At 45.2% G+C, this 19,578-nt stretch carries 18 protein-coding genes; 8 read left to right on the top strand and 10 right to left on the bottom strand.

Features of this window, described 5'->3' with window-relative positions; translation table 11 throughout:
- Positions 1 to 611 precede the first annotated feature (611 nt).
- A complete protein-coding gene (locus ACTS60_RS19355; protein WP_440889576.1) occupies positions 612 to 1,478 on the bottom strand; it encodes a helix-turn-helix domain-containing protein in 867 nt (288 codons plus the stop codon).
- 166 nt (positions 1,479 to 1,644) lie between these two features.
- On the opposite strand from ACTS60_RS19355, the gene ACTS60_RS19360 reads away from it, so the two are divergent.
- From ACTS60_RS19360 to ACTS60_RS19375, 4 genes are all read left to right on the top strand, one after another.
- Positions 1,645 to 1,890 (top strand): hypothetical protein, encoded by a 246-nt coding sequence (locus ACTS60_RS19360; RefSeq protein WP_440889577.1) that lies wholly within the window; start codon positions 1,645 to 1,647, stop codon positions 1,888 to 1,890.
- A gap of 500 nt (positions 1,891 to 2,390) precedes the next feature.
- Entirely contained in the window at positions 2,391 to 3,299 is a 909-nt protein-coding gene (locus tag ACTS60_RS19365; RefSeq protein WP_440889578.1) for a LysR family transcriptional regulator, read from the top strand.
- A gap of 369 nt (positions 3,300 to 3,668) precedes the next feature.
- Complete coding sequence (gene rimK / locus ACTS60_RS19370) at positions 3,669 to 4,574, top strand: 30S ribosomal protein S6--L-glutamate ligase (RefSeq protein WP_010453259.1); 906 nt, start codon at positions 3,669 to 3,671, stop codon at positions 4,572 to 4,574.
- A 63-nt stretch (positions 4,575 to 4,637) separates the two neighbouring features.
- A complete protein-coding gene (locus tag ACTS60_RS19375; RefSeq protein WP_005432588.1) occupies positions 4,638 to 5,066 on the top strand; it encodes an ATP-dependent zinc protease family protein in 429 nt (142 codons plus the stop codon).
- A gap of 49 nt (positions 5,067 to 5,115) precedes the next feature.
- On the opposite strand, the gene ACTS60_RS19380 is transcribed toward ACTS60_RS19375, so the two are convergent.
- Complete coding sequence (locus tag ACTS60_RS19380; RefSeq protein ID WP_172622613.1) at positions 5,116 to 5,880, bottom strand: MBL fold metallo-hydrolase; 765 nt, start codon at positions 5,878 to 5,880, stop codon at positions 5,116 to 5,118.
- 336 nt (positions 5,881 to 6,216) lie between these two features.
- On the opposite strand from ACTS60_RS19380, the gene speA reads away from it, so the two are divergent.
- The 4 genes from speA (at position 6,217) to ACTS60_RS19400 (ending at position 12,963) form a co-directional block, all read left to right on the top strand.
- Positions 6,217 to 8,127 (top strand): arginine decarboxylase, encoded by a 1,911-nt coding sequence (gene speA / locus ACTS60_RS19385; RefSeq protein ID WP_440889579.1) that lies wholly within the window; start codon positions 6,217 to 6,219, stop codon positions 8,125 to 8,127.
- A gap of 1 nt (position 8,128) precedes the next feature.
- Positions 8,129 to 9,049 (top strand): agmatinase, encoded by a 921-nt coding sequence (gene speB, locus ACTS60_RS19390; protein WP_010453266.1) that lies wholly within the window; start codon positions 8,129 to 8,131, stop codon positions 9,047 to 9,049.
- Between the two features lie 265 nt (positions 9,050 to 9,314).
- Positions 9,315 to 10,520 carry a multidrug efflux MFS transporter EmrD gene (gene emrD, locus ACTS60_RS19395; protein WP_440889580.1) on the top strand — a complete coding sequence of 402 codons (1,206 nt, stop codon included), beginning with the start codon at positions 9,315 to 9,317 and terminating at the stop codon, positions 10,518 to 10,520.
- Positions 10,521 to 10,797: 277 nt separating this feature from the next.
- Positions 10,798 to 12,963 (top strand): S9 family peptidase, encoded by a 2,166-nt coding sequence (locus ACTS60_RS19400; RefSeq protein WP_440889581.1) that lies wholly within the window; start codon positions 10,798 to 10,800, stop codon positions 12,961 to 12,963.
- A gap of 172 nt (positions 12,964 to 13,135) precedes the next feature.
- On the opposite strand, the gene ACTS60_RS19405 is transcribed toward ACTS60_RS19400, so the two are convergent.
- The 8 genes from ACTS60_RS19405 to ACTS60_RS19440 all read right to left on the bottom strand — a co-directional run bounded on the left by ACTS60_RS19405 (position 13,136) and on the right by ACTS60_RS19440 (position 19,565).
- Positions 13,136 to 14,116: a porin gene (locus ACTS60_RS19405; RefSeq protein ID WP_440889582.1), complete on the bottom strand. Its 981-nt coding sequence runs from the start codon at positions 14,114 to 14,116 to the stop codon at positions 13,136 to 13,138.
- 214 nt (positions 14,117 to 14,330) lie between these two features.
- Positions 14,331 to 15,200 (bottom strand): metal ABC transporter solute-binding protein, Zn/Mn family, encoded by an 870-nt coding sequence (locus tag ACTS60_RS19410; protein WP_440889583.1) that lies wholly within the window; start codon positions 15,198 to 15,200, stop codon positions 14,331 to 14,333.
- A 14-nt stretch (positions 15,201 to 15,214) separates the two neighbouring features.
- On the bottom strand, positions 15,215 to 16,090 hold the full coding sequence (locus tag ACTS60_RS19415; RefSeq protein WP_440889584.1) for a metal ABC transporter permease: 876 nt from the start codon (positions 16,088 to 16,090) through the stop codon (positions 15,215 to 15,217).
- Positions 16,090 to 16,824 carry a metal ABC transporter ATP-binding protein gene (locus ACTS60_RS19420; protein WP_440889585.1) on the bottom strand — a complete coding sequence of 245 codons (735 nt, stop codon included), beginning with the start codon at positions 16,822 to 16,824 and terminating at the stop codon, positions 16,090 to 16,092. The genes ACTS60_RS19415 and ACTS60_RS19420 overlap by 1 nt, the downstream gene beginning before the upstream one ends.
- Positions 16,824 to 17,747 (bottom strand): metal ABC transporter solute-binding protein, Zn/Mn family, encoded by a 924-nt coding sequence (locus ACTS60_RS19425; RefSeq protein ID WP_182052551.1) that lies wholly within the window; start codon positions 17,745 to 17,747, stop codon positions 16,824 to 16,826. The genes ACTS60_RS19420 and ACTS60_RS19425 overlap by 1 nt, the downstream gene beginning before the upstream one ends.
- Positions 17,748 to 17,821: 74 nt before the next feature.
- Complete coding sequence (locus ACTS60_RS19430) at positions 17,822 to 18,373, bottom strand: DUF6162 family protein (RefSeq protein WP_440889586.1); 552 nt, start codon at positions 18,371 to 18,373, stop codon at positions 17,822 to 17,824.
- Entirely contained in the window at positions 18,370 to 18,690 is a 321-nt protein-coding gene (locus tag ACTS60_RS19435) for a hypothetical protein (RefSeq protein ID WP_005432620.1), read from the bottom strand. The genes ACTS60_RS19430 and ACTS60_RS19435 overlap by 4 nt, the downstream gene beginning before the upstream one ends.
- A 44-nt stretch (positions 18,691 to 18,734) precedes the next feature.
- Positions 18,735 to 19,565, bottom strand: a complete 831-nt coding sequence (locus ACTS60_RS19440) for a DUF4198 domain-containing protein (protein ID WP_440889587.1) — start codon at positions 19,563 to 19,565, stop codon at positions 18,735 to 18,737.
- Positions 19,566 to 19,578 lie beyond the last annotated feature (13 nt).

The raw sequence follows: 19,578 nt of genomic DNA on the forward strand, positions 1-19,578 counted from the left end.
TTTTTTGCGTTTTGGGCAATGATTTTGTGCTAAATGCACCAAGGCTTGGAAAGCGGATAGTTTTTGGGGTATTAGGAAACTTTGGTATTTGGAAAGAGTTAGCGTACTAGATAATTTTAGAGCTGGCATTCTATGGAGGGTCATCCGTCCATTGCCAGCTCATTGTCACGAGTGTGGTTAACTATGCTTTTTTAGCAGCGTCAGTTTTTGTGTCTTTCCAATATTGAATACGTACACGATGCAACTGTGCTCTTCTCATCTTTTTCATAGTAATCTCCCTCATCTATATAGGTAGCGCTCATCATGAGCTTATTGTCTAAGGTTGTTTTCCCCTTCAATCTATCGGGGAATGGACAAATTAACCGTGATTGATTTCACAACATAATGACAAAACATGCCGTGTTGCAGTCAATTTTTGAACAGTTCGACTGTGTTTTATCGTATGGCAAGGGTTAACCTATCCACTGAATATGACAAATTAATGGCAATCAAGTTCCCTATTTCATCTGTCATTGAATCTTAATAATGATTCTTGAATAACCTAGCAAGTAATATACCAGTTGCACATTAATTCCCGTTCAGAGCTCAGTTATAATGCTTATTAACTCTGGCTAAGGCTGAATCCGCTGCTGATAGTGTTGGCGGTAATCTCTCGGAGTAAGCCCTTTATAAGTCTTGAAATGGCGATTAAATAAGGCTTGGTTTCGATACCCTACTCGTTCAAACACTATCCCAATCGGTAACTCTGTCGATTGCAGTAAGTCCGCTGCGTGATTAATACGCAGCTTCATCAAGCGCTGGCTAAAGGGTTCTTTAAAGTGCTTTTGAAATAATCGAGTCACGGCACTTTCACTAAGCGATAAATCGTTCGCTAAGTCGGCAAGGGTTATTTTACGAGCAAAGTGCTGCTCAAGGTACGCATTGACCTTAGCAACCCGCTCTCTTTCTTGTTGCTCATGTTCACTCAGCGAGAGGTAAGAATGCGTCATCAGTGTTTTTGCGGCTTCATCATGAGCAAGCAAAGAGAGAACGTGAATAAAACGAGCAAGTTGTTCGATTGCAGGAACTTTCATCAGCTCATGCATCAAGTCCACCACTTGTTGGGCCGTTCCCTCAGAAAAGACCACACCTTTATTGGCCGCTTTTAATAACGGGTCCAGTTTACGTAGCTCCGTGCAATAAAACATGAGATTGGAAATCCACTCACGCTTGAACCAAACCACGTGAGTCTCACAATTGTCTTTCGAAGACGTAGAGCAAAAAGAATGCGGAACACCAGGGGCAATCAACAACATCTGATTATGTTCGATATCCATCTCGCAATGGCCGACATTTAACTCTCCATGAAAATGGCGATGAATAACCAACTCATACACATCATCATGAAAGTGTAAGTCAGACTGCTTTGTTGACTCATCAATTCGACGATAACGCCAAGAAAAGCCTGGCCTCTGAGGTATTTTTTCAATGTACGCCATTCATCACCCTACTAGATAATATTGCTCTACGCGTAAATAGTATCAGTAATGCAGGTCGATTCTTCATTACGCCTCAATAGTATTGATATTAAGCGGCATACTATCAACTTAGCCTCGTCTCGCTCCTTATTCTTGCCTCATAAAGACGCTAACTAAAGGAGCTGTTATGAGTAACTTCAAAACCAAGCTATGCCGGATCATGCAGAAAACTCGCGATGAACGGGCAATACTTGCAGTAAAAGAGATGGGTATTTCATCCAAAACGATCGCTAAATCTTATGGCTACAACTCGAGTTGTGATCTTGAGCAAACTCTTAGAAAAGGCGAAAAAGACAGCGATTCGTACATTCGCTCGGAACCTTGTGCGAGATCTCTCACAAGCGATGTAAGTAAAACGACCATTTTTGACTAAGAACAAACCAAATAATAAACATAAAGCATTGAAAGTTAACATTTATTTATTTTTAAGTCATATTCACTGCCAAAATTTTTTTACCTAGCTTATTGAGAGTAATCAGCAAAACAACAATACTAAATGTGTCGACAGGATGTTGGCGGGAACAGGAAAAAAACCTAAAGGATTGGGTATCTTCAGGATGAAGATTTGGTAGCTTAGGATGAGTTATCAGCAAGGATGTAGTTAAGCTCTAGGATAGAGTCCGCCCGTCAGGATGATAGGCAAGAATGGACACCGCTAGGAAGGCGATGAACAAGGAACTCGGTTAAAGGACTTAGCCACAATCAAGGATAGATGCAGGGAGCACCTATTAGTAGCCGGATTGCTGCGAAAAAGAATAAGCCCCGTCTGGGAAACCAGGCGGGGTTTTATTTTGCCTGTCATTTATCTGCACCTCTGCGCTCAGCTATGCATCATGCTATTATTTCAGCAATTTCTCTAGCAGACGATACCCTATGCTGAATCCAGTTTGGTTACATACGTTTAAAACCCTTGTCGAAGTCGGTCACTTTACTCAGACGGCTGAAAAGCTCTATATGACACAACCCGGTGTCAGCCAACACATCAAAAAGTTGGAACAAGCTTGTCAGCATCCCTTAATTAAACGCGAGAACAAAAGCTTCGAACTCACCGAGCAAGGCCGCATGGTATATGCCTACGCGTTAGAGCGAGAAGAAAAAGAGAAAAGCCTACTAGAAGATTTAAGCTTTGACGACCCACATGCTGGATACTGCAAGCTCGCATGCTCTGGGGCGCTTGCCTTAATGCTGTTTGATCCGCTGCTTGAAAAGCAAAAGCAGCATAAAGACTTATCGATTCACCTAGAAGCGGCGCCTAATCAATCCATCCTTAATGGTGTTGCTGAGGGGCGTATTGATATGGGTATCGTGACCTACTCACCAAATAAAAGCGTGTTCCAAAGTGAACAGATAGGCCGAGAGGCATTATGTTTGATCTTGCCTAAATCCTACCAAGGGAAAACACTGACACCAGAACTGTTGAAAAACTGCGGTGTAATAGGGCATCCAGATGCCGAACATTACATGACCTTATTGTTTGACCAATGCACCGAGCCTTTGTTGAAAGAAATAAAAGTCAGCGACATGCCACTATCAGGTTACGTCAATCAGTTAAGCCAGATCTTATTGCCAGTGAGTAAAGGGCTTGGATTCACCGTTTTGCCGCGTAGTGCAGTGGAAACCTTTTCATTACGAGAAGAACTATACGTGGCCGAGTTAAAGCAGCCAGTATATGAGGACTTGTTCTTAGTGAGAAAACGAAGCCGCGCTTTGCCACTGCGCTATCAAACCATCAAACACGTGTTATTGGATGTGATTGGTGGTACTGCCTTTCAATCAGAATAGCCACCCAAACGGCTGGACTCTTCTTGGGCCTCTGTCAAAACAAATAAAAGAAAGCGACCAAATAGACATTTTTTCAGTTTTATCACATCGAAAAATGATGAATTTATGACTCAGTTTTCTTTTTCTCACCCTTGACAGTCGCACACAGCAAGGCGCGAGAGTTCGATAAATTATTTTTGTCGTATCGACGATATTTTTTCGTTTTCATCTCATGAGAAAACGCCCTAAGGTGCGCACCTCTGACGACGTGGTTGTCCAACCACAATTCTAAGTCGCTGAAGAGAGTGGATTCTGTCACATCAATTAAACCCACTCACTATACTCTATAATTACATTTTTAATTTGGTACTGACTTACTAAGGAATTGCCATGCGTATTGCTATTCTTTCTCGTAATGAGAATCTGTATTCAACTATGCGCCTAAAACAGGCGGGTGAAGAGCGTGGACATCAAGTTGATGTTATCGACACTCTGCACTGTTATATGGATATTACGAGCAACAACCCTAAGATTCGTTACATGGGTGAAGAATTGCCAAAGTATGACGCGGTTATTCCTCGTATCGGTGCATCCATCACTTTCTACGGTACGGCAGTTGTACGCCAGTTTGAAATGATGGGTACATTCTGTGTAAACGAGTCAGTAGCAATCAGCCGTTCTCGTGACAAGCTACGCTCTATGCAGCTGCTATCACGTAAAGGCATTGGTCTACCTCGCACAGGTTTTGCACACCACCCTGACAACATTCAGGACGTGATCAAAAACGTTGGTGGCGCACCTTTGGTTATCAAGCTACTTGAAGGTACTCAAGGTATCGGCGTTGTACTTGCAGAAACAACTAAAGCGGCAGAAAGCGTTATCGAAGCATTCATGGGTCTAAAAGCGAACATCATGGTGCAAGAGTTCATTGAAGAAGCAAACGGTGCTGATATCCGCTGCTTCGTTGTCGGTAACAAAGTTATCGCAGCAATGAAGCGTCAAGCTAAAGAAGGTGAGTTCCGTTCTAACCTTCACCGTGGTGGTTCTGCTGAGCTAGTGAAACTAACCAAAGAAGAGCGCGCAACCGCGATCAACGCAGCAAAAGTAATGGGGCTAAACCTATGTGGCGTTGATATTCTTCAATCGAAGAACGGTCCTGTTGTGATGGAAGTGAACTCTTCTCCAGGTCTTGAAGGCATCGAAACTGCAACAGAAAAAGACGTTGCGGGCATGATCTTCGACTTCATCGAGAAGAACGCAAAACCAAACGCTAACCGTACTCGCGGTAAAGGCTGATAATTGTTTGAGTGAGAGCCTATAAACTGGGCTCTCTTTATCACTCATCGCTAGGATGACACTATGAATCAGAAAATGATCATTGGGAACGCCGAAGCAATTTGCTTACCTGAGTTAGGGATTACTCACCTTGAAGCGCGTATTGATACAGGCGCACAGACTTCTTCTCTGCACGTAGATAACCTAGAGTGCACAGAGCAAGACGGTCAGTCATACGTAGAATTCGATCTACACCCAGATGTTTACCACTTAGAGCAAGTGGTTCGCTGTAAAGCTCCACTGAAGGCGAACCGCAAAGTGAAATCATCAAACGGGACCTTCGAACACCGCTGCGTGATCACGACGATGCTGCGCATGGGCGACCAAGAGTGGCCTATCGACATCACGCTGACTAACCGTGAAAAGATGACCTACATGATGTTGCTAGGTCGTCAGGGTATGGCAGACAAAGTTCTGGTAGACCCGAGCCAATCTCACTTATTGGCTCCATAATCCCCGTAGCTTCAGGTGAGCGAACTCCGTGGTCGCTCATCTGGCTCTTCTAGCTATCCTTTTCCTTTTTATCCCTCTCCTTTTTCACATTCTTACTTCTCAGTACAGAACGCATTAATCCTTTCAGTTTTATCTTCGTCACTCGCCAGTGCGTAATCGGTCTAACCGGTGCAGTATTGATGATGTGTTGATAAGCATCTTCATCGAACTCAACTTCACCGCCATGAGCCGCCAACAAACAACTCGGATTCATCTCAAAAACGCGCTTTAACGAACTGCGATACTTATTGGGATGAAAGATAGGAAACGGCGCAATCAAATGGCTTTTCACCTGCACCATTAAGTCCGCGACATAAAGTACATCTTGATCGGCATGATAAACCGACAAATCTCTATCAGTATGTCCGGGGGTTTCCAAAATTTGCCAATCAGCAAATCCGGGGACGGCGTCTCCATCCACCAGCTCAATATCCGGTCTTAGTTTCCGCGAATACCATAGATTCCGCTTAGGTTTACGCATTCGGTTCGCCATCCAACGCGCCAAAATCAAATCCGTAAGATGCATCAACCAACCATCAAAACCACCATACCAATGCGTGTCTCGTTTTGCTGCCAGAAGCTGACAACCAGTTAGCTCTCGTAACTTGTGCGCTGCACCAGCGTGGTCCGGGTGCATGTGGGTGACGACGACCAGTTTTAGGTCAGTGAACGAGCGATTAAGCTGATGCTCAATAAAATCTTTGAGGTGAGGAATGTCTGCTCGACTTGCGCCATCAAGCAACATTAATTTGTCTGGATACTCGGCAAGATACATGGTTTGGATGTATCCCTGAATTCTATGCAGCTGCAAAACATATCCTTGTTTTGTTGAGTCTTAATTCTTTTTTTTCTTCGACCAAATCCTTACTGGTCAGACCAACTATAACAGCAGAGTGGACACTCTGTTAAATAAATGTTTACACCACAACTCAACAACGATTATTAATCGAAAGAACAAATTTTAATCATTAGACACTAGTGGGGTTTTATCCGTTAATGCGCGCACACGGAGTTCGTGTCAGGGTATGAGGTTAGCGCCTCATGATTTGCTTTTTTGTATTTTCTCCTCTACTTCCTATGAGGGCTTAAATACATTTTTGTGAGAATCGAGTTGGAAAAAGCAACTAAATTAGACCGCATCCGCGCGGACTACAACGTTCACTACTGGAGCCAAGGCTTCTACGGAATTGATGACCAAGGCGAGGTATACGTATCTCCTCGTAGTGACCGTGCACACCAAATCCCTTTCAGTGCGATTGTTAATGAGCTAGAAGCTAAGCAGTTGAATCTGCCTGTATTAGTGCGCTTCCCGCAAATCGTGCACCAGCGCGTGCATGGCATTTGCCAAGCTTTCAACCAAGCAATTGAAGAATACCAATATCCAAACAAATACCTGCTGGTATACCCAATTAAAGTAAACCAACAGCGTGAAGTGGTTGATGAAATCTTAGCGAGCCAAGCACAGCTAGAAAACAAACAGCTGGGCCTTGAAGCAGGCAGTAAGCCAGAGTTATTGGCCGTATTGGCATTGGCTCAACAAGGCAGCTCCGTGATCGTGTGTAATGGCTACAAAGACCGTGAATACGTGCGTCTTGCATTGATCGGTGAAAAGCTAGGTCACAAAGTATTTATCGTACTAGAGAAGCTATCTGAGCTTGATCTGGTACTTGAAGAAGCGAAAAGCTTAGGCGTAACCCCTCGCCTTGGTTTGCGTATCCGTCTTGCATCTCAAGGTGCAGGGAAATGGCAAGCAAGCGGCGGTGAGAAATCGAAATTCGGTCTATCTGCATCACAAGTATTGAGCGTGATTGAACGACTCAAGCGTGAAGACAAACTGGATACCATGCAATTGGTTCACTTCCACCTAGGCTCACAGATGGCAAACATCCGTGATGTACGTAATGGTGTGAATGAGTCAGCACGTTTCTACTGTGAACTACGTGCCATGGGTGCAAACATTGATTACTTCGATGTAGGCGGTGGTTTAGCAGTAGACTATGACGGCACACGCAGTCAATCGTCGAACTCGATGAACTACGGTCTTGCAGAATACGCGCGCAACATCGTAAATACAGTAGGCGATGTATGTCAGCAATACGAGCAACCGATGCCAGTGATCATCTCCGAATCAGGTCGTTCTTTGACTGCACACCACGCGGTATTGATTTCTAACGTCATTGGTACTGAAACGTATCAACCGGAAGAAGTATTCGAACCAGCTGAAGATGCCCCAATCTTGCTACAAAACATGTGGCGTAGCTGGGAAAACTTGCAGAATGGTACCGATGCGCGTGCATTAATTGAAATTTACAATGATACCCAAAGCGATTTAGCAGAGGTACACTCGCAATTCGCTACAGGCGTACTGAACCTTGAACAACGTGCGTGGGCAGAGCAACTGTCACTACGTATTTACTTCGAGCTAAGCCGCCAAATGAGTACCAAGAACCGTTTCCATCGTCCAATTTTGGATGAGTTGAGCGAACGTCTTGCGGATAAGTTCTTCGTGAACTTCTCTCTTTTCCAATCCCTGCCAGATGCATGGGGTATTGATCAGGTATTCCCTGTTCTGCCACTTTCTGGTCTTGGTGATGTGGAAGAGCGTCGTGCGGTGATGTTGGACATCACTTGTGACTCCGATGGCGCAATTGACCATTACGTTGATGGCCAAGGCATTGAGAGCACACTACCAGTACCAGCATGGAGCAACGACAAACCGTACCTAATGGGCTTCTTCCTCGTAGGCGCATACCAAGAGATCCTTGGTGACATGCACAACCTATTTGGTGATACCCACAGTGCAGTAGTCAATGTTGATGAAGACGGTCAATTTGAGATCAGCTACATCAACGAAGGTGATAGCGTAGAAGACATGATGCGCTACGTTCATATCGACGTAGATGCGATTCGTGACAATTACAAACAATTGGTTTCGGCACGCGTTGAAGCCAGTGAACAAGAACAAATCCTAGCTGAACTAGAACAAGGTTTGGCTGGCTACACCTATTTAGAGGACTTCTGATATGAATGATTTGTTTACTAAAACCGATTATTCGCTTTACTCCAACTCTATGTCGTTTTTACGTCGACCGTACATCAAAAACCCAGTATCGGCAGACGCAGACGTTGTAGTGCTCGGGGTTCCTCTGGACATGGCGACTTCTGGTCGCCCTGGCGCTCGAATGGGTCCAGATGCCATCCGCCGCGCATCAGTAAACTTAGCGTGGGAAGGTAAGAAGTTCCCTTGGGACTTCAACGTATTCGACAAACTGAAAGTAATCGACGCAGGTGACCTTGTGTTCGATTGTGGCGATGCTGAAGATTTCACTTACCGCCTAGAAGCGGCAACAAGTGAGATTCTAAAGAGTGGTAAGACAATGCTAGGCTTGGGTGGTGACCACTTCATCACGCTACCAATCCTACGAGCTTACGCAAAACACCATGGTCAAATGGCACTGATTCACTTCGATGCGCACACGGACACTTACGCGAACGGCAGTTCTTACGACCACGGTACTATGTTCTACCATGCGCCAAAAGAAGGTCTGATTTCTGCAAAGAACTCAGTTCAAATTGGTATTCGTACTGAATATGAGCAACAAGATCACGGCTTCAATGTCATCAACGCGATGCAAGCGAACGACATGTCAGTGGAAGAGATTCTGGCAGAGATTCGTCGTACGGTTGCGGATAAGCCAGTGTATGTCACTTTTGACATCGACTGTCTGGATCCTGCGTTTGCACCAGGTACAGGTACGCCTGTTTGTGGCGGCTTGAACTCAGATAAAATTCTGAAGATCATTCGTGGTTTCGCTGGCATGAACATCGTGGGTATGGATGTGGTGGAAGTCTCTCCTCCTTACGACCACAGCGATGTAACAGCATTGGCTGGTGCGACCATCGCACTTGAACTTCTTTACGCCTACGCGTCAGGTCGCGAATAACGTAAGTTTGTTCAAAGTCATCACGGTATTTCAAAGGGAGCTTCGGCTCCCTTTTTCGTGTTCTACTCCCAATAAAAAATAGATTAGTTTTTCTAATCCAAATCATAGATTTTTATCTTGCTCAACTTCACACTTTTTGATTGCTAAGTCGGCACTCAGGCTCTAATATCTCGCGCCTAGAACCCCTAATCACTTTGTTTATTTGGCTCTCCTATTATGGAGCGCTGAGGCTTTTTACGTCTTAAATTTTTGGAGAGATACGCAAATGTCCGCCTCGTTTCCATTAGCGAAACTTACCTTTTTAATCGCAATTCTGACTGCCGTAGGTCAAATGACCCAAACGATGTACGTGCCTTCTATCGGTCATATGGCGGGTGAGTTCTTGGTATCAGCGTCTTCACTTCAAGCTGTGATGGCTTGTTACCTGATCCCTTATGGTTTATCGCAATTTGTATATGGTACGCTTTCTGATCGCCTTGGTCGTAAACCTATTATTGTCGTCGGTTTGATCATCTACATTCTTGGTACCTTGGTGGCGCTGTTCGCTCATGAATATGAATGGTTCCTAGCAGGTAGCTTTATCCAAGGTTTGGGTATCGGCTGTGGTGGTGCGATGTCTCGTACATTGACTCGTGACTGCTTTGAAGGCGCAGAGCTACACCGAGCAAACAGCTTGATCAGCATGTGCGTGATTTTCTCACCATTGATTGCGCCAGTACTTGGCGGTTACCTAACAGAAGCTTTCGGCTGGCGTTCTAGCTACTTGTTCCTTGCACTATTTGGTATCGCGGTGGTGATCACCATGATGACAAGCATGATGGAAACATTGCCAAAAGAGCGTCGTAAACATGAATCTGTTGCGAAGAGCTACAAGTTCGTACTGTCAGACAAACGCTTCCAAGGCTTTTTATTAGTATTGGTTGCAACCTTCGCTGGTGTCGCGGTATTTGAAGCGGCGGCAGGTGTACTACTGGGTGGTGTACTTGGTTTGCCAGCAACTACTGTGAGCTTGCTGTTTGTATTACCAATTCCGGGTTACTTAGTGGGCGCAGGCCTATCGAGCTACATTGCACAACGTCGCTCTGAGCGCCGAGCTCTGAATGTAGGACTAGTGGCTATCTTAGTTGGCTCTGCAGTCGTGCTAATTCCAGGTCTGTTTGGTCTAACAACGGCATTGACCCTTATTGGTGGTGCAACCATTTACTTCTTGGGCGCTGGCATTTTGTTCCCAGCAGCAACAACTGGTGCACTTTCACCATTCCCATACCATGCAGGTACGGGCGGTGCGATTTTGGGTGGCATGCAGAACCTAGGCGCAGGCATCGCAACGCTATTAGCTTCTTTCTTCCCAGCACAAGACCAAATGCCACTTGGTTGTTTGATGATGGCAATGTCGATCATCGCCATGCTTGGTCTACGTTGGGTTAATCGCAAGCACGACCATTCCAACGAAATGCCTTTGGCGATTTAAAATCGAGGTCTCATCCTCCCCAAAATAAAGAGAAGGGACATGCTGAAAAGTGTGTCCCTTTTTTGTTGTATATATCTTGTCCTTTGGATCTCATCCACCAGCAATTGCATTTAACATCCCACCTAATCTTTGTTAAAAAGAACAATTGCTTATACAAAAATTATTCGTTGGCCATTCGATATAAAAATATTCACTGGAAGAACACAAACGTACTTTTACTCACACTATAAATGAATGGCAAAGTGACACGAGAAGAGTACACAAAAAGGACACATAGATGCGTTTCACTTTAACCACGTTGGCCATATCGGTCGCGCTAGTCACCGGATGCAGCAATCAAGGATTACCAACCATGAACCATTACTCCCAATCGCAACTCGTTGCTCAACAAACCCAAGCACCCGTTGCTAAAAAAGTCCCTCATGCAATGAATATTCATGGTGATACACGAGTCGATAACTACTACTGGATGCGTGATGATGAACGCCAAGATCCAGAAATCTTGCAACACCTTGAGCAAGAGAATCAGTACGCCGAAACCGTACTGAAACACACCGAAGCACTACAAGAACAGCTGTTTGAAGAGATCAAAGGTCGCATTGCGAAAGATGACAATTCGGTTCCAGTTCGTAAAGGCAGTTACTACTACTCGAATGAAGTGACGGGCGACAACGAATACGAAGTACACCTGCGTGCAAAAGACTTTGCTGGTACAGATAAGCAAGTCATCTTGGATGTTAACGAACTGGCAAAAGAGCATGAGTTCTTCAGTATTGGCGGTCTATACGTGAGCCCAAATGAAAACATGCTGGCTTACGGTGAAGATACGCTGAGCCGCCGTATTTACACCATCAAGATCAAAGACCTCATGACGGGCGAATATCTAAAAGATGAAATTGAAGGCGCATCAAGCGCAATCGCGTGGCAAAACGATAACCAAGCTTTCTATTACATCAAGAAAGACCCGCAAACACTGTTGGGTTATCAAGTTTACCGCCATGTACTAGGCACCCCTCAGACAAGCGATGAGCTGATCTACGAAGAGACCGACAGCGCTTACTACACCTTCTTGAGTAAGAGTAAAGACGGTGAGCAAGTTTACATTTGGCACTCAAGTACAGAGACAAGTGGCGTATCAGTAATTGATGCTAACAACGCTAACGCTAAAGCCAAAGCTTTCTATCCTAGAGAGACTGGTATTGAATACAGCATCGCTAAACTGGGTGAGTGGTATTACATCTACACTAACTACCAAGCCGTAAACTTCCGCTTGATGAAAGTAAAAACGGAAGAGATGCACGACCGCTCTAAATGGGTTGATGTCATTGCTGCCGACGATAACACTCAGCTTGTCGATTTCGACTTGTTCGACGACCACCTTGTCTACGAGCAACGCGCAAACGGCTTATCTACCGTTAAGGTTCGCCAACTATCGACGGGCAAAGAGTTCCCACTTGAATTTAATGACAGCGCGTTTGCGGCTTACCTAACAGGCAACTATGAATTAGATAACTCAAAAGTTCGCATCTATTACAGCAGCTTGACCACACCGGGAACTTACTATGATTTCGACCTGAACTCTGGTGAATCTGAAATCATGAAGCAAACGCCAGTACTGGGTGATTTTGATGCCGATAACTATCAATCAGAGCGTATCATGGTTACTGCTCGTGATGGTAAGCAAGTGCCAGTCTCATTGGTTTACCGCAAAGACCTCTTTAAGAAAGACGGCACCAACCCAATCTACCAATACGGTTACGGCTCTTACGGTTCCACCATCGAGCCAACGTTCCGCTCAACTCGCCTCAGTTTACTTGATCGCGGTTTCGTGTACGCAATCGCTCATATTCGTGGTTCGGAAATGCTTGGCCGTCCTTGGTATGAAGATGGTAAAAAGCTAACGAAGCAGAATACCTTCAATGACTTCATCGATGTGACTAAGGGACTTGTGGAAGAAGGCTACGGGGCAGAAGATAAAGTATTTGCGGTTGGTGGCTCTGCGGGCGGTCTACTGATGGGCGCCATTATCAACCAAGCTCCAGAGCTTTACCGTGGTATTGGCGCACATGTTCCATTTGTCGACGTTGTAACAACCATGCTGGATGAGTCAATACCTCTCACCACCAACGAATACGACGAATGGGGTAACCCGAACGATAAAACCTACTACGATTACATGCTGAGCTACTCACCATACGATAATGTGAAAGCTCAGAACTACCCGAACATGTTGGTGACAACAGGTTTGCATGACTCACAGGTGCAATACTTTGAGCCGATGAAGTGGATCGCTAAACTTCGTGAAATGAAGACCGATGACAATGTACTGCTGTTCAAAACTGATATGGAAGCAGGCCATGGTGGCGCATCAGGTCGATTTAAGCGATTGAAAGAAGACGCATTAGAATACGCATTCTTCTTAGATTTACTAGAAACGAAATAGTGCCAGCGTAAATAGCAGTACTCACAAAATTCAGTGCCCGCTTAATGCGGGCATTTTTAATCCAAACACAAGCTATGTTGTCCTTCCGAGCTTAACAGAAAGAAAAACGCCTACTCACAACGAGTAGGCGTTAACACAATAAATGTGTTTAGGCAGTAGAAACTGTCCTTGGTTAGAAGTAGTAACGTGCACCTACAGTCCACCAATCATTTTCTTTCGCACCTACATCGTTACCTAGGTCAAACTGGTAACCTGCAAAGGTGTAGAAAGAAGGCGTAACCGCATACTCCGCTTGAAGTGCAGCTTCGCTATAAAGTGTTTTGCTTGCTTTATCATCTTCTACAGATTCGTAGTTCACGCTGAACGTCCAATCATTGACGCCATATGCTAAAAGACCTTCTAGCTGAGTCGTTTCCTCGTAACCGTCGAAGAAATATTCATTCATGCCATAAACAACAGCTGCATATAGACCTGAACCATATTTGCCATAGTTCGCTGACAGCACGTGAGATGTCGCTGACTCAGATTTAGCACCAACTTGGATATCACCGCCGCTATACACGTATCCTAAACCAAAACCTGCTAGTTCCGTGCTTAGTGCAATTTGGCCACGTGCATCGTACTCATCGTGCTCACCTTGCCAACCTAGACCTAAGTTTAAACCAAAGCCTTCACCAAATTCGAAGCCCTTACGGTAACTCAACATTTTGTTAGCACGACCAGAACCTAGGTTACCATGGTTGCTGTAAATAAAATCGTTAGCAAACGCAATTGGCATATCAGCTACGCCAGCTACATCATAGTATGGAGCCCATTGAGTACCAGCAACTACACGACCGAACTGCTCATGTGTAGCACCGATGTAACCTAGACGCGTTTTGAACGAAGTATCGCCGCCGTTTAGGTAGTTAAGAGCCCATTCGCCTTTCGCATCAACTGTTACACCATTACCAACATCTTTCTTACCTGCGACATTGATACGCGGCGATACTTGGTGAACTTCTACATTCTCGTTGAAGTACTCACCCACGCCTACAGAAACGTGACCACCAATCGACATTGATGTGCCATCGCTGTTATAAACTTCTGCTGCGAAAGCTTGAGAACCACATGCTAGTGCCGCCACTGCAACGGCTAGAGTTTTCATTTTCATTGTTAACATCCGTATAGTTGTTTGTACTGGTTCGTCCCGACAGCAAAATCAGCAACCAGATCGCAACGAACAGATAACAAAGTAGTAATGAAACATAAATGAAACAAATACTTTCTTATGCAATTGGTGGTATTTGTGGTTAATTCTTAAGCAAGATCACATAAAAAAAGGGAACTTTTCAGTTCCCTTCATAATTTGTGTGGAGTTTTGCGTGTTACAACTGCCAGCGTGCGAGTGGCTTCTCAGTTTTGATACCTTTGCTTCCCCAACGGTCAATAACGTCAATTTGCAGTATGCGATCCTGTGCTACTAATGAAATCAGTGTTTTTGACGGTCGCTTATCTGTGATCAACCACAGAGTTTTATCTTCCTCAAATTGAGCTTTTAAAGATAGTTTCTCTTTGTCAGTCCATTCCAATTCAGGTTTGAATTGACGATCGACAACAAACAATTGATTACCTGATGCGAAATCTTCTAACGATTTTCCCAACAATACCACCGAATCGATCTCTTTTTCGAAAATGACTTCTTGTTGTTGATTAATAAGCTCTCGTACATTCAACATCAATGCTTGTTGGTTCTTCTCAATTCGCTCTTGATATTGAGGGTATATTTTTTGCAGATCCTCACCGACAATCGCAGCCATCCGAATCAAGTTGGTCGGGTTCATCCAGGCAAATTTAGACGTTTCGCCGTTTTCTAGTTTCAACGCCGCAACCCCTTGCGCCCTTGGAGAAATTGCTTGGGAAGCATCAATTTCAATCAATCGTACGTTACCCTGACGAGCGTAAACAAAGGTAGGATCTTGATGCCAAATAGCCCCCAACGTGACCGCAACTGTTGCATCCTGTCCCGCTTTAATCACTTGTTGCTGACCCTTGCTCCCAAACCAGTTAACTAAACGCTCAATGCCATATCGCTTAGGTGGTAAGTAACTGGTTTCAATGCCTGTTCCTTGCATCAACTGCTGTGACAACATGTAAGTGACAGGGGTACTGGTGAGAATGTCTTTAGCAACAGTAAGTGGCGTATATGCACTCGCTGCTATTATGCCCAACCCGATGATTAGCTTTTTCGTATTCATATTTAGATACCTGACTAAGCTTTATGTACGATGCGGTACATCGTTGCGGTTAAGAAGAAAATGGCAGAAACGATAATGATCGAAGCGCCAGATGGCACCGGAAGTTCCAACTCCATCGGTAAGACGGTCCCCACCAAGCACGCGATGGTCGCGAGTAAGGATGACAGCAACACAAAGCTACCCATTCGCTTAGTGAGTAGACGTGCTGTAGCCCCTGGGATAAGTAGCAACGCACCGACTAACACGGCACCAATGATCTTCACTGCCGCAATGGTGACAAGCGTGATCATCATAACGAACAGGTAGTCGTAGAAGCTGGTATTAAAGCCTCGAACACGAGCAATATCTGGGCTGATGCAAGTCAACAAAATTCGGTTAAATGTCGGGATCAGCAACAATAAAATGATCAAGCAACTCACCGCCAAAATCGTAATATCTCTGTCTGTCACCGTCAGGATTGAGCCAAACAGAACGTTCTCTAACATGTGGATATTGATTTTTCGTGCCACATACATCAGCAAGGCAGCACCAACTGCCAAAGCCAGCGCGAGGAATACCCCGACGAGTGTATCGTATGGAACATTGGTTCGATTTCGCACGAAATGCAGCAATAAAGCGAAGATCATGCAGAAACTAAACAGTCCAATAAATGGATTTTCTGGTGGCTCGCCCAGCAGGACACCAATCGCAATACCAGTCAGAGCTGCGTGACCGACGGCTTCAGAAAAGAACGCCAAACGCTTGGCAATCACCAACGTGCCCAAACCGCCCAACAAAGGCCCCAAAATTAACGCAGCGACAATCGCGTTAACCATAAACGCATAAGCAAAACTGTCGCTTAACCAACCCGCTTCAACGCCATGCAGGGCCAGTTCTCTTAACCAATCCATTATGCAGCCTCCACTTTCGCGGTGTAGTGCTTAAACAGAGACTCAATTCGCTCTGGGCTTAACACTTCAGAGTGATGTCCTGACGCGACTATCTGACGATTCACAACATAGACCTGGGCATCCAAACGACGCACAGCCGTTACATCATGATGTACAGCGAGAACTGTTTTCCCCTCTGCAACCACTTCATGAATCAAACCCTCTAGGTAACGAACCCCTTGCTCGTCCATACCTGTTGTTGGCTCATCTAGGACAAGTAAACTTGGGTCGTCTAGCAAAGCTTGAGCAAACAATACCCGCTGTTGTTCACCACCTGATAGTTGTCCCATGCGACGGTCACTGCGCGCTGCCATCCCCACACGCTCTAACTGAGTCAGTGCTTGTTGAGTTTGCTTAGACTTACGTCGCCAAAACAGCGGAACGCGTGTTTGATTCAGCAATACAAAGTCCATGACTGTAAGTGGCAGACTGGCTTCAAACATGGCCTTTTGAGGTACATAACCAATTTTACCTGCTTGTTGCGTCTGCTTTGGATCTGGCCAATGAACCGAGATATCACCCGTAAAAGGCGTTAGGCCCAACACTGAACGCAACAGGGACGTCTTACCACCACCGTTAGGGCCCATAATGACGTGGCATTGTCCCGCCTCGAACTGGGTTTGAATACCTTGCAGAATGAGGTTGTCACCATATTTCAGGCCTACCCCGTTAAGAGAAATAAAAGGACCTGGCATCACGCTTTCTCCTGCGCGTGTTTGCTTGCGACGAACTTCATTGCTTCAATAAGCGTTGCGACGTTTTCACGCATTTCAACTTCAACCTTATTGGCTTCGTACTCGCCATGGGTCATATGAGAAAAACGGTAAAGCTGTACGCCAGTCGCTTCTTCGATCGTATCGACAAAACGGTTAGGCATATTGAGTTCGTAAAACAGCACATCAATGCCAGATTGACGGATCTTCTCGATGGTTTCTTGAAGTTGGCTAGCACTTGGCTCAACACCGTGTGCTGGTTCAATCACCGCTGCAACATCGACACCAAACTCTTGCAAGATATAACCGTAAGCATTGTGCGTGGTCGCAACCTTCATGCCTGCCGTATCTAACTGCCCAAGTGACAACATGGCATCACGCTTTAAAAGGCGAAACGCTTTTGCGTACTTTCGCGCATTTTTACGGTAAAAAGCAGCATTTTCTGGGTCAAGTTTACTCAGTTCACTTGCAATGGTGTAAACCTTTTGAATCGTAGTCGATAGGCCAACAAACGTATGTGGATTCACCGCGCCTTTGCCGACTGATTGCCCCATTGCTGGTAACAGCGGTACTTCTTTGTTTGCTTCTATCACCACTAGGTCATCACGTTGAGCCGCTTGGATCACTTTTAGTGCAAAATCGTCATGGCCAATCCCATTCACGACAATCACATCCATTTGGTTCAAACGCTTAAGATCATTCGGTTGCGGCAAGTAGTTATGAGGATTAAAGCCCGCATCGACCAAAGGAATGATCTCCGCTTTATCTCCGACCACCGCTTTGACATAGCTGTAGTAAGGCTGCAAGGTAATACCTATGTTCAGCTTCTCTGCGAAGGTTGAAGTGGATACGGCCAGTAAAGTACATGCCGTTAGAATTCGACGTAAGAAGGCGCGCTTCTTCATAGTTGTTATCATATTGATGGTTACTTATTGAACGTGATGACTTGTTGATCGAAATATTGATTGATCATAACGACTTAGTGGGCATGCGTAGCAGTGGATGAAGGCATTAAGACAATCTGGTGCCAGCCATTTTGCTTTCGCTCCTCTTGCTGGATAAGGTGACTCAATTGTTCCGCTGACGCGGATGTAGAGAGCCAAATATCGGCTTGCTCATGACGACTATCTAGGAGCATCGAAGCCGAGCCCTTTTCACCTTGTCTCATACCAATGTAAAGACCTGCATCCAGTTTTTGCCACTGATGAGAGCCTTTGCGCTGCCAGCTTTGGTCTTTAACAAATGGAGCAACCCAAAACTCTTCCAGCTCACTGATTTCTGGCCATTGGCCTTCATCAATATGAAGATCACGGATTTCCTCATGAGCAAGTTTGAGCTCAGCAATCATGGCAAGCTCTTCTTGTTCAAGATCGGTAATCAATACTTGATGTGCGAGCGCTTCGGTATGTTCTGATTCGGTTTGATGATAAGGCAGCAAAAGCGTTGATATAGCGAGAATGCCAGCAATGGTCAGAGCAACCCATTTGCCTTCACGACTGCCATTATCTGGGCGAACTTTCTGGGTAATCATTTCTCTTTTAACTCAACCACATCCACTTCTACTGGGTTTTCGTGACCAGCATCGAAGACAAGGTAGAAGTCCGTTTGAGGATGAGTAAATTCAGCAATCGAACGCTTGTCTGTGGTTACTTTTGCAATCAAGTTGTCATCGTAATCGTACATCTCAACATCGTAATCCACTGCAGTTGAACCATCAGAGTAGCCCGCTTCGCAGATCACTTTTTCTTGCTCTAGATGGCAACTCATCAATGGGAAATGCGCCGCTGCTTGAAAGGAAATAAAACCAGCAAAAATAGCTGAGACTTTAAGAATTGAAAGGTTTTTCATGGTGTATCCAAAATGGCTCAGTGTTTCACTGAGCCAAGCTTTGATTAGTTAAGTTGCGTTTCAAAAGTCAGGTGAACATTCGCACTGGCTTTATCTGCTAGTGGGTCATTTTTCAGCTCACCTTTGTAGTTGGCTTTCATCAGGTAACGGCCCGCCACTTCCGGCGTGAATGTAATTTTGCCGTTTTTATCACTCACTACATCGATTTGCTCTTGATGGTTGCGGTAAAGCGTACCTTCACGAGTAATTTCCGCAGTCACACCTTGTTGAGGTTCCCCATTGAAGAAAAATTGGAAGATCACTTCTTCACCTTCAATGATGTCTGAAGGGTGCGTAAGCGGCTTCATCTCAAGCAATTTGCCTTCAATTTCCAATGCTTTTTCTGTTGGCATGCCCACTGTTACGTAGCTTTCTGCGCGGGTGTAGCTTAGCTGAGTCACCACATCACGCGCTTTTTCCGGAATAACGCTCGCACGGTCAGCTTTACTCGCTTTTGCCCATTTAATCGTGTCACGACGGCCCGCTTTGTATTGGGTGTAGTAACTAGGTTGGTTGTTGATAGCCACCTTGTGTGTGCCTGCCTCTTCGAAATAGAAGTCAAACATCGAGCGGCGTTTGCCACGCACAACAAAGTTAGGACGCTCAGAACGACCATCCGGCATGATCACCAACGCTTGCTCACTGCCTGCTGGTTTATCAAACACAAACGTCCCGTGAGATGCGGTCACATCGAACGTGAGCCAATCACCACCTTCTTTCGATACCGTGAAATGAGAAGGTAGAACCCAACGTGGGTGCGCTTGTGCCGTTGTCGCCGCAGCTAAACTCATCGCCATTACGCTTGCTAGTGCCACCGCTTTCATTTTGGTTTTCATTATTATTCCTTCT

The organism is Vibrio sp. WZ-1 (assembly GCF_052037695.1).
GTDB lineage: Bacteria > Pseudomonadota > Gammaproteobacteria > Enterobacterales > Vibrionaceae > Vibrio.

Excerpts from the sequence above, each read along its gene's own strand:
- ACTS60_RS19365 (WP_440889578.1), top strand. The coding sequence starts at position 2,391 with ATGCTGAATCCAGTTTGGTTACATACGTTTAAAACCCTTGTCGAAGTC.
- ACTS60_RS19410 (WP_440889583.1), bottom strand. The coding sequence starts at position 15,200 with ATGAATACGAAAAAGCTAATCATCGGGTTGGGCATAATAGCAGCGAGT.
- ACTS60_RS19440 (WP_440889587.1), bottom strand. The coding sequence starts at position 19,565 with ATGAAAACCAAAATGAAAGCGGTGGCACTAGCAAGCGTAATGGCGATG.
- ACTS60_RS19415 (WP_440889584.1), bottom strand. The coding sequence starts at position 16,090 with ATGGATTGGTTAAGAGAACTGGCCCTGCATGGCGTTGAAGCGGGTTGG.
- ACTS60_RS19430 (WP_440889586.1), bottom strand. The coding sequence starts at position 18,373 with ATGATTACCCAGAAAGTTCGCCCAGATAATGGCAGTCGTGAAGGCAAA.
- emrD (WP_440889580.1), top strand. The coding sequence starts at position 9,315 with ATGTCCGCCTCGTTTCCATTAGCGAAACTTACCTTTTTAATCGCAATT.
- ACTS60_RS19380 (WP_172622613.1), bottom strand. The coding sequence starts at position 5,880 with ATGTATCTTGCCGAGTATCCAGACAAATTAATGTTGCTTGATGGCGCA.
- ACTS60_RS19400 (WP_440889581.1), top strand. The coding sequence starts at position 10,798 with ATGCGTTTCACTTTAACCACGTTGGCCATATCGGTCGCGCTAGTCACC.
- speB (WP_010453266.1), top strand. The coding sequence starts at position 8,129 with ATGAATGATTTGTTTACTAAAACCGATTATTCGCTTTACTCCAACTCT.
- ACTS60_RS19405 (WP_440889582.1), bottom strand. The coding sequence starts at position 14,116 with ATGAAAATGAAAACTCTAGCCGTTGCAGTGGCGGCACTAGCATGTGGT.
- ACTS60_RS19355 (WP_440889576.1), bottom strand. The coding sequence starts at position 1,478 with ATGGCGTACATTGAAAAAATACCTCAGAGGCCAGGCTTTTCTTGGCGT.
- ACTS60_RS19435 (WP_005432620.1), bottom strand. The coding sequence starts at position 18,690 with ATGAAAAACCTTTCAATTCTTAAAGTCTCAGCTATTTTTGCTGGTTTT.
- ACTS60_RS19360 (WP_440889577.1), top strand. The coding sequence starts at position 1,645 with ATGAGTAACTTCAAAACCAAGCTATGCCGGATCATGCAGAAAACTCGC.
- ACTS60_RS19425 (WP_182052551.1), bottom strand. The coding sequence starts at position 17,747 with ATGAAGAAGCGCGCCTTCTTACGTCGAATTCTAACGGCATGTACTTTA.
- rimK (WP_010453259.1), top strand. The coding sequence starts at position 3,669 with ATGCGTATTGCTATTCTTTCTCGTAATGAGAATCTGTATTCAACTATG.
- ACTS60_RS19375 (WP_005432588.1), top strand. The coding sequence starts at position 4,638 with ATGAATCAGAAAATGATCATTGGGAACGCCGAAGCAATTTGCTTACCT.
- ACTS60_RS19420 (WP_440889585.1), bottom strand. The coding sequence starts at position 16,824 with ATGCCAGGTCCTTTTATTTCTCTTAACGGGGTAGGCCTGAAATATGGT.